General features: G+C 67.1%; 2 protein-coding genes. Both read left to right on the forward strand.

Features of this window, described 5'->3' with window-relative positions:
• Window positions 1–66 precede the first annotated feature (66 nt).
• Entirely contained in the window at window positions 67–1452 is a 1386-nt protein-coding gene (locus ACIBW7_RS21635; RefSeq protein ID WP_397048894.1) for a hypothetical protein, read from the forward strand.
• 22 nt (window positions 1453–1474) lie between these two features.
• Window positions 1475–1894 carry a YbaB/EbfC family nucleoid-associated protein gene (locus ACIBW7_RS21640; RefSeq protein ID WP_397048896.1) on the forward strand — a complete coding sequence of 140 codons (420 nt, stop codon included), beginning with the start codon at window positions 1475–1477 and terminating at the stop codon, window positions 1892–1894.
• Window positions 1895–2002: the final 108 nt, after the last annotated feature.

Here is a 2002-nt window from a genome sequence, read left to right on the forward strand (position 1 = left end):
TCTGGGAAGGCTCGACAATGGGGCACCCGGGTACTAGGTGCCCCATGCTCGAATGAGGAGGACTGTTTGGCGGACGAACCCCGCGAACCAGCCGCCGAGCAGCGGCTCGCCGATGCGCTGAAAGCGCTCGGACCGACGGGCTGGCAGCAAGCGGATGCGGTATTCGCGGTCACGGTGGCGGGGGAAGTCGGGCAGCTCGCGTACTCCGTCGGCGACCAGTTGGTTCCGCTATCGCCCCCGGAGCCGGTCCTCGCTCTGGTCCGAGAACTGCGTACGCTCGCGGCCCGATCCAACGGCGAACCGTGGTGGCGCATGCTGGTCGTGCTGGCCGACTCCGGTGCGATCGACATCGATTACGACTACGGCGAGCAGCCGTTCCCGCCCGAGCAGCTGTTCGCTCCGGAGGCATACCGCGCCGACCTCGAGGCGTATCCGCGCGCCACTGTGCCGGTGTGGCTAGGCGCCTACATCGGCCACGGCGACCGCCAACGTCGCACACCGCAACAGGCTGCCGCCCAGGCACGGGCCGATCGATCCGGCCACAGGTGGGCGACGCTGGCGGAATACGAATTTCCCCCGTTCCCGCAGATGTGGGCGCGCTGGGCGACGATCGCCGCGGCATTCGTCGCAGCCCGGTCGGAGCACGGTCCGCGGATGGAGCCGTGGACGGGGGTGTTCGAGGGTGCGGCATTGCACGGGTCGACGCTGCACGCACTCCCGGCCGGGCGGGCCGTGCTCTCGGGCGGAGTCTGGAATGCCCCCACCCTGGACGCGGTCTACAACGGCGGCGAGCCGATGCCGAATCTCTATGCCGGCGCACCGGATTGGGTGGCCGATCCGGTACTCGACCCGCGCGCCGCATCGGGTCTGCTGTCGTTCTGCTACTGGTGGGAGGCCGGGCGCTGGTATCGCGGGGCGTCACCGTCTGCGGAGGATTGCGCTGTGGCGGTCCCTGGGGTGTGGACCAGGGAAACGGTGCTCGGTATCGTCGCCGACCTGCTCGTTACCGATCCGAATCCGGGTGCGCGGGAAGCAATTCCCGCACTGCTGGCGGCCGCCGAGGTCGGCCGGGTCACACGCCGGGAACTGGTCGAAGTGTTCGGCGAAGACGGCCGGTTCGATATCGACGGTGCGCTCTATCAATACTCGCTGGCCGGGTTGGCGCCGCCGGCACCGGAGCCGATACACGCCGCGGAGGCGATCTCCCGGGTGCGCGATTACATCACCGGGCGCGTACTGGACACCACCGGATATCCGCTCGAGCAGTTGGTCGCCGAACGATTCAGCGTCGGCTGGATGGTGCATGTACCGGTACCCGCCGGGATGGTCGCGACGGATAGGGCGATCTTCTATCTCGGCGACGACGGTCTATTCGAGCAGTCGTCGACGTCCATCGATCCGCCGATCTACATCGCCGACTTCGAACGCCGATACGCCGAACGCCACGGCTGATCCGGACCGAAAGAAGATTCTCATGGACCGTTGGGAACGAGAAGGACTGCGCTCGGCCAACTTCGGGATACGCAATCAGGTCGAAAATATTCTCGACGCACTCGCCGAGCAACGCGCCCAACGGGACGAGGTCCAGCGAGTGTTGGACACCGCACGGAGCACCGCGAGCTCGACGGATGGTCTGGTAGAGGTGACCGTCGACAGATCCGGCGTCCTGGTCGACGTGCGATTCACCGCAGATGCCGCGAGCAGTACCGCCGAACAGCTGGGCCGATCGGTAACCGAGGCCGGGCGCGAAGCGGCCCGTCGCGTGCGGGAGCAGGCCGCACAGATCCTGGCCCCGGTTACCGCGGCCGTCCACGCCATGCCCGACCTGCCGGACCTGGTGGTCGGCGCACCGAGCCTGCGCGAGCCCGGCGAAGTCGAACGGCGCGACGAATAGCCTCCCATCTATTCCCAGCGATGGGCATAGATAGGTTCGCAGTAAGATTTTTCGCCAGGCAAATAGCCTTCTCGGTTTCCGCTGGTGAGGGTTGAAGGGTGACCGAGT

This window comes from Nocardia sp. NPDC049526 (genome assembly GCF_044465765.1).
Taxonomy (GTDB): domain Bacteria; phylum Actinomycetota; class Actinomycetes; order Mycobacteriales; family Mycobacteriaceae; genus Nocardia.